General features: G+C 70.8%; 6 protein-coding genes. 4 read left to right on the top strand and 2 right to left on the bottom strand.

Annotation, left to right across the window (positions count from 1 at the left end):
- Nucleotides 1-173 precede the first annotated feature (173 nt).
- Nucleotides 174-299, bottom strand: a complete 126-nt coding sequence (locus OG2516_RS20920; protein ID WP_007255900.1) for a hypothetical protein — start codon at nucleotides 297-299, stop codon at nucleotides 174-176.
- Nucleotides 300-386: 87 nt separating this feature from the next.
- Here OG2516_RS20920 and OG2516_RS11765 point away from each other — a divergent pair, with 87 nt between their 5' ends.
- The 3 genes from OG2516_RS11765 to OG2516_RS19015 all read left to right on the top strand — a co-directional run bounded on the left by OG2516_RS11765 (nucleotide 387) and on the right by OG2516_RS19015 (nucleotide 5,127).
- A complete protein-coding gene (locus tag OG2516_RS11765) occupies nucleotides 387-1,940 on the top strand; it encodes a hypothetical protein (RefSeq protein WP_007255899.1) in 1,554 nt (517 codons plus the stop codon).
- A gap of 58 nt (nucleotides 1,941-1,998) precedes the next feature.
- Nucleotides 1,999-3,345 carry a TldD/PmbA family protein gene (locus tag OG2516_RS11760; protein ID WP_007255898.1) on the top strand — a complete coding sequence of 449 codons (1,347 nt, stop codon included), beginning with the start codon at nucleotides 1,999-2,001 and terminating at the stop codon, nucleotides 3,343-3,345.
- A gap of 99 nt (nucleotides 3,346-3,444) precedes the next feature.
- Nucleotides 3,445-5,127, top strand: a complete 1,683-nt coding sequence (locus OG2516_RS19015) for a M10 family metallopeptidase (protein WP_007255897.1) — start codon at nucleotides 3,445-3,447, stop codon at nucleotides 5,125-5,127.
- A 118-nt stretch (nucleotides 5,128-5,245) separates the two neighbouring features.
- Here OG2516_RS19015 and OG2516_RS11750 read toward each other — a convergent pair whose 3' ends face one another.
- A complete protein-coding gene (locus OG2516_RS11750) occupies nucleotides 5,246-5,785 on the bottom strand; it encodes a redoxin domain-containing protein (protein WP_007255896.1) in 540 nt (179 codons plus the stop codon).
- Nucleotides 5,786-5,902: 117 nt separating this feature from the next.
- Between OG2516_RS11750 and leuB the strand changes: the two genes are divergently transcribed.
- On the top strand, nucleotides 5,903-7,000 hold the full coding sequence (leuB, locus tag OG2516_RS11745) for a 3-isopropylmalate dehydrogenase (protein ID WP_007255895.1): 1,098 nt from the start codon (nucleotides 5,903-5,905) through the stop codon (nucleotides 6,998-7,000).
- Nucleotides 7,001-7,067 lie beyond the last annotated feature (67 nt).

Below are 7,067 nucleotides of genomic sequence, written 5' to 3'. Positions count from 1 at the left end.
TCGGTCAGGCTCATGTCGGGCGCGGCGGCGTGGCCCATCCGCTCCTCGGGAGCGGGCAGCAGCGCCCGCGCGCTCCGCTCGTTGGGGCCGCGGCGGCCGATGTCGTCGCCCTTGAAGCGCACCATGCCGGGCTTCGTGCGCAGCTCGCCCGAGAGCGCGGCGAGCACCTCGTCCTACCCGTTGCCCTCGACGCCGCCGTTTCCGAGCCCCTCGCCGGCGCGCACCTCGAAGCGGACTTCCCTGAGCGTGGTGCCGAACGGCCGGGGCGAGGCGGCGGAGAGGCTTGCGACCTTGAGCATCACCGGGCCGCCTTCGCTGGGTTCGCGTTCTGGAACGAGCAGGTCGCCACCCCGGCCCCGTCCATTTCAAGAAAGAGGATATCGCCCGTGCCCCGTTTCGCTGCCACCATCACCGCCCTGCCCCTCGCCGCGCTCTGCGCGGGCGGTGCGCTCGCCGACGTCACGCCCGAGGAGGTCTGGGCGATCTACGAGACCTACACCGAGTCGTTCGGGATCGAGGTCAGCGCCGGCTCCGTGCGCAACGGCAGCGCGCTGCAGCTGAGCGACGTCACCCTGACGATCCCGCTGCCGCAGGATTTCGGCCAGATCGCCGCCACGCTCCCGGACATGGAGCTCGTCGACCAGGGCGACGGCACGGTGCGGCTGGTCTACCCCGAGTCGATGGATATGGCGCTCACCGCAAAGATCGGCCCGCCGGGCGAGCAGCTCTCGGGCGACGCGACGCTGTCGATGACGATGGCGGGGCAGGAGACGACCTTCAGCGGCACCGCCGACAGCATGGTCGTCGAAAGCAGCCTCGCCAGCTTCGAGATGGCGTTGACCGACCTCGCCCTGCGCGGCGATCCGGACCTCGAGGAGATCGACGAGAGCTGGGTCGCCCTGACCGCCTCGGGCGAGTCGATCTCGAGCACCAGCAACATCTCGCAGACCGGCGGGATGCTCACGATCTCGACCGACAGCACCACCGGCCCGAGCGCGTACCGCATCGCCCTCACCGGACCGAACGGCGAGAACATCTCCGAAACCACCGGCAGCTCCGAGTCGGGCTCCTCCACGGCGATGATGATCGTGCCCACCGACGGGATCGACTGGCTCGACATGGGCGGCGAGCTGCGCCGCGGCCTGTCGCTGACCGCGACCTCGACGAGCCGCGGCGCGGTCCAGAGCAGTTCCACCGGCGAAGCCGAGTTCATGCAGACGGACAGCACGTCGCGCAGCGAGAGCACCACCGGGGCGTTCTCCTTCTCCGCCGCCGGTCTCGCGCTCGGCGGGGCCGCGACGGGGACCACGATCACCTACAGCGTCACCCCCATGATGCCGTTCGACATCGAGGCATCGCTCGACGAGATCAGCCTGCAGCTCGCGCTGCCGCTGCTGACGACGGAGACGCCGCAGCAGGCGGGGCTGCAGATCGCGCTCGACGGGCTGACGGTGGCCGACCAGCTCTGGGGGCTGGTCGATCCTGCGGCGATCCTGCCGCGCGACCCGGCATCGATGCGCTTCGAGATCTCGTCGGAGGTGCGGCTGCTCGCCGACGTGTTCGACTACGAGAAGATCCTGCCCATGCTCGATGCCGAGCAGATGCCGCTCGAGCTCGGCAAGGTCATCATCGGCGCGCTCAATGCGTCGGCCGCGGGAGTGACGCTGACCTCCTCGGGCGCCTTCACCTTCGATTTCACCGACTTCGACACCTTCGACGGCCTGCCCCGCATCGAAGGCTCGGCCTCGGCGGAGGCGAGCGGCGTCAACACGCTGATTGACCGGCTCATCACGATGGGCCTGATCACCGAGGAAGACGCGATGGGCGGGCGCATGGCGCTCGGCATGTTCACCACGGCCGCGGGCAACGACGTGGTGACCTCGACCGTCGAATTCACCGAGGACGGCGGCATTGTCGTGAACGGCATGCGCATGCCCTGAGCTTGCAGCGGAGAGCGGCGGGGACTACCTCCGGGCTGACCACTTGAGAGGGACGCCCATGACCACCGACCTCGCCGCGCTCACCGGCCGCATCCTCGACGCCGCCCGCAAGGCCGGCGCCGAGCAGGCCGACGCCCTCGCCGTCGACGGCACCTCGGTCTCGATCGACGTCCGCGGCGGGCGGCTCGAGGAGGCGCAGCGCTCCGAGGGGGTCGAGATCGGCCTGCGCGTGCTGATCGGTCAGCGGCAGGCCTGCGTCTCGGCCTCCGACACGTCCGACCGGGTGCTCGGCGAGATGGCCGAGCGCGCCGTGGCGATGGCCCGCGAAGCGCCCGAGGACCCGCATATCGGCCTCGCCGACCCCGCCCAGCTCGCCACCGACCGCGACGCCGGCCGGCTCGAGATGTACGACCCGTCGCCCGAGCCCGATCCGGCGGCGCTCGAGGACGACGCCCGCCGCGCCGAGGCGGCCGCGCTCGCCGTCGCCGGCGTCAGCCAGGCGCAGGGCGCCTCCGCCGCCTATGGCCGCCGCCGCATCCACCTGTCGGCGACCAACGGCTTCTCCGGCGGCTACCAGCGCTCCGACCGCACCATCTCCTGTGTCGCGATCAGCGGCGAAGGGCTGAAGATGGAGCGCGACCACGACTACGACAGCCGCATCTTCCAGGCCGACCTGCGCGACCCCGACGAGATCGGCCGCCTCGCCGGCGAGCGCGCCGTCGCCCGCAGCGGCTCGCGGCGCACGAAGACGGGCGCCTTCCCGGTGCTGTTCGACGAGCGCATCTCGGCCTCGCTCGTCGGCCACCTCGTCTCGGCGATCAACGGCACGATGATCGCGCGCGGCACGAGCTGGCTGCGCGACGCGCTGGGCGAGCAGGTGCTGCCGGCCGGCATGAGCCTGGTCGAAGACCCGCACCGCCCCCGCACCTCCGGCTCGCGCCTGTTCGACGCCGAGGGCCTGCCCACCGCCCGGCGCGCGCTTGTCGAGGACGGGGTGCTGACCGGCTGGACCCTCGACCTCGCCACCGCCCGCCGCCTCGGGCTCGAGAGCACCGCCAACGCCAGCCGCGGCCCTGCCTCGCCGCCCTCGCCGTCGGTGTCGAACCTCGCGCTGACCCAGGGCGACCGAAGCCGCGAGGCGCTGCTCGCCGAGATGGGGACGGGGCTGCTCGTCACCTCGATGATCGGTTCGACGATCAATCCCAACAACGGCGACTATTCCCGCGGCGCCTCCGGCTTCTGGGTGGAGAACGGCGAGATCGCCTACCCCGTCAACGAGATCACCATCGCGGGCAACCTGCGCGACATGCTGCGCCGCCTCACCCCCGCCAACGACGCGCGCACCCATCTCAGCCGGGTGGTCCCGTCGCTGCTGGTGGAAGGACTGACGCTCGCGGGCGACTGATCACGCACTGTTTCCACCATCCGTGGTGCGTGCCCGGCCGGAATGAGCTAGGGATTCCGCAGGGTCGGTCGGCGTGGCCGACCCTGCTGGAGGGCGCGCATGGCAGGCACCGCGAAGGGGACGAACGTCGACGGCAGGCCGACGGGCGGCACGAACCCGCTGATCGACAGCCTCGTCTGGGGCGGCGCCTGGAGCGACGAGGAGGACGGTCCCGTCACCGTCTCCTACATGTTCCAGTCGGGCCGCGATCCCTACGCCTACTTCTCCGACAGGCCCGGCTACCGCTGGTTCGACCACGAGAAGGACGCCGTGCGCGACGCCTTCGCCGCCTGGGAAGCCGTCGCCGACATCCGCTTCGAGGAGGTCGACGATCCGGAGCGCGCCGACATCTGGTACTGGATCGGCGACGGGAGCCAGATGGGCAGCACGCTCGGCTGGCACGAGGTGCCGGGCGAGGCGGTCGAGCCGCTCTACGGCGCGTTCAACTGGCAGGGCTTCGGCTGGGACGACCGGGGGCTGAAGCCCGGCGGATACGGCTTCATCACCGTCCTGCACGAGATCGGCCACGGCCTCGGCCTCGCCCACCCCCACGACGGCGGCTACGCCGAAGACGCGACGACCTTTCCCGGCGTCAGCGCCCCCTTCGCCGATTACGGGCGCCACGACCTCAACCAGGGCATCTGGACGACGATGACCTACAACGACGGCTGGGCGACGAAATTTCCCGAGGCGTGGTCGGAGACGCACGGCTGGCAGGCGACGCCGATGGCGCTCGACATCGCCGCCGCGCAGGAGATCTACGGCGCCAACATGGATCACGCCACCGGCCGCGACGTCTACACCCTGCCCGCCGACAACAAGCGCGGCACCGGCTACACCTGCATCTGGGACGCTGGCGGGATCGACAAGATCTCGCACCGGGGCGGCGAGGAGGCGGCCATCATCGACCTCGACGACGCGCCCCTTACCGGTCGTCACGCGGGCGGCTACGTCTCCTACGTCAAGGGCGTGATCGGCGGCGTCACCATCGCCAACGGCGTCGTCATCGAGAACGCCATCGGCGGCCGCGCGGGCGATCGCATCCGCGGCAACGAAGCCCACAACATGCTCGACGGCCGCGGCGGCGACGATCACATCAGCGGCAGCCGGGGCGACGACCGCATGTTCGGCGGCGGGGGCGACGACCGGCTGCGCGGCGGCAGGGACGACGACATCGTCGCCGGCGGACGCGGCGACGACGAAGTCTGGGGCCAGTCGGGCCACGACCGCATGAGCGGCATGTCCGGCGCAGACGTCCTGCGCGGCGGCAAGGGCGACGACAAGGCACAGGGCGGCAGCGGCGACGATACCGTGCGCGGCAACGGCGGCGACGACGTCGTCCGCGGTGGACGGGGCGACGACCGGGTCTACGGCGGCCAGGGGGCCGACGACATCTGGGGCGGAGGCGGGGCCGACAAGCTCTACGGCGGCCACGACGATGCCCGCGACACCTTCCTCTTCCGCGGCAAGAAGCAGAGCGAGGCCGACGCGCCGGACCGGATCTACCGGTTCGAGAGCGGCACCGACGTGATCGATCTCTCCCGCATCGACGCGGACCCGTCGCTCGGCGGCAACCAGGCCCTCGACTGGTCCGGCAAGGGGCCGGCGGCGGCGTCGGTCTGGCTGGAGGACCACGGTCGCCACGTCCGCGTCTTCGCCGATGTCAACGGCGACGGCGAAGCGGACTTCGCGCTCCGGGTGTTCGGCGTCGGGCGGATGGACGAAGGGGACTTCATCCTCTGAACGTGGTGGGTGCGCAATGAATGCGCACCCTACGCAGGCCCATGGGTAGGGTGCGCTTTCAATGCGCACCCGGCGCGGGTCAGTGGGTCAGGTGCGCCTTCAATGCGCACCCTCCGCCTCAGGCCGCCTTGTGCAGCGGACCCTCGTGGTCGCCGCGGGGCGGGTACTGCTTCTCGGCGCGGAACTTGACCATGCCGATCAGATCCTCGGCCGACGGCCGCGCGAAGGGGATCGACTGGACGTGCGCGGAATAGAGCGTGCGGTCGGGGAGGATGAAGAACACCCCCGGCTCGTTGAACAGCGCCGGCTCCTCGGACCCTTCGCGCGCATCGCTGATCCACAACCCCCACGCGTCGCGCGCAGCCTCGAGATCCAGCGAATGCGCCACGGCGATGCGGCTCGCGCCGGTGGTGCGCTTCGTCTCCTCGGCCTTGTCGGCATCGTCGGCCGAGACCATCACCACCTTCACGCCCTGCTCCTCGAACTGCTCGAGCGCGCCGTCCAGCTCGCTCATCTGCTTCTTGCAGATCGGGCAGTGCAGGCCGCGGTAGAACACGACGAGCGTGCCGGCGGCGCCGCCGTCGCGGTCGAGGTCGAACTGGCCGTCGCCGACGAGCGGCAGCGACAGGGGGGGCGTCTTCCGGGCGGGCATGAGCATGGCGATCTCCTTCTTTGGACCGAGGCGCAACGGCCGGCGCGCCGGTCCGTTCCCTTGACCACCGCCGGTCGGCGGGGTAGCGCGCTCTCGTTCAGTCAAGCCCGTGTGAGGACCATCATGGCCAACCCCTCCCTGCTCATCCTTCCCGGCGACGGCATCGGTCCCGAAGTCATGGCCGAAGTGCGCAAGGTCATCGACTGGTTCGGCAGCCAGGGGACGCCCTTCGACGTCAGCGAAGACCTCGTCGGTGGCGCCGCCTACGACGCCCACGGCACGCCGCTCACCGACGCCACGATGGCGAAGGCGCAGGAGGTCGACGCTGTCCTGCTCGGCGCCGTCGGGGGGCCGAAGTACGACGATCTCGACTTCTCGGTGAAGCCCGAGCGCGGCCTGCTGCGGCTGCGCAAGGAGATGGACCTGTTCGCCAACCTGCGCCCGGCCCAGTGCTTCGACGCGCTCGCCGACTTCTCGTCGCTGAAGAAGGACGTGGTCGCCGGGCTCGACATCATGATCGTGCGCGAGCTCACCTCCGGGGTCTATTTCGGCGAGCCGCGCGGCATCGTCACGGAGAACAACGAGCGCGTCGGAATCAACACCCAGCGCTACACCGAATCCGAGATCGAGCGCGTCGCCCGCTCCGCCTTCGAGCTGGCCCGCAAGCGCGGCAACAAGCTCTGCTCGATGGAGAAGGCCAACGTGATGGAATCCGGCATCCTCTGGCGCGAGGTGGTGCAGCGGGTCGGCGACGAGGAATATCCCGATGTCGAACTGAGCCACATGTACGCCGACGCCGGCGCGATGCAGCTCACCCGCTGGCCCAAGCAGTTCGACGTGATCGTCACCGACAACCTGTTCGGCGACCTGCTCTCCGACCTCGCCGCGATGCTCACCGGCTCGCTGGGGATGCTGCCCTCGGCCTCGCTCGGCCTGCCGATGGCCAACGGCCGGCCCAAGGCGATGTATGAGCCGGTGCACGGCTCGGCTCCCGACATCGCCGGCCAGGGCAAGGCCAATCCGATCGCCTGCATCCTCTCCTTCGCCATGGCGCTGCGCTACAGCTTCGACATGGGCGAGGCCGCCGACCGGGTCGAGGCTGCGGTGGAGAAGGTGCTCGCCGACGGGCTGCGCACCGCCGACCTGCTGGGCGAGGAAGGCCGCGCGCCGGTGTCGACCTCCGACATGGGCGACGCCATCGTCGCCGCGCTGGCCGACTGAGCCACGCTCCGGCCTGCCCCTCCCGGGGCGGGCCCCCTGCGAGGGGGTTTGACCTTCCCGCCGCTCT

It is taken from the genome of Oceanicola granulosus HTCC2516, assembly GCF_000153305.1.
In the GTDB taxonomy this organism is placed as follows: Bacteria; Pseudomonadota; Alphaproteobacteria; order Rhodobacterales; family Rhodobacteraceae; genus Oceanicola; species Oceanicola granulosus.
Note: the sequence above shows the minus strand (reverse complement) of the source record. Positions and strands in the feature narration are given on the sequence as shown.

Coding starts and splice junctions, on each gene's coding strand:
- OG2516_RS11760 (WP_007255898.1), top strand. CDS start 1,999: ATGACCACCGACCTCGCCGCGCTCACCGGCCGCATCCTCGACGCCGCC.
- OG2516_RS20920 (WP_007255900.1), bottom strand. CDS start 299: ATGCTCAAGGTCGCAAGCCTCTCCGCCGCCTCGCCCCGGCCGTTCGGC.
- OG2516_RS19015 (WP_007255897.1), top strand. CDS start 3,445: ATGGCAGGCACCGCGAAGGGGACGAACGTCGACGGCAGGCCGACGGGC.
- OG2516_RS11750 (WP_007255896.1), bottom strand. CDS start 5,785: ATGCTCATGCCCGCCCGGAAGACGCCCCCCCTGTCGCTGCCGCTCGTC.
- leuB (WP_007255895.1), top strand. CDS start 5,903: ATGGCCAACCCCTCCCTGCTCATCCTTCCCGGCGACGGCATCGGTCCC.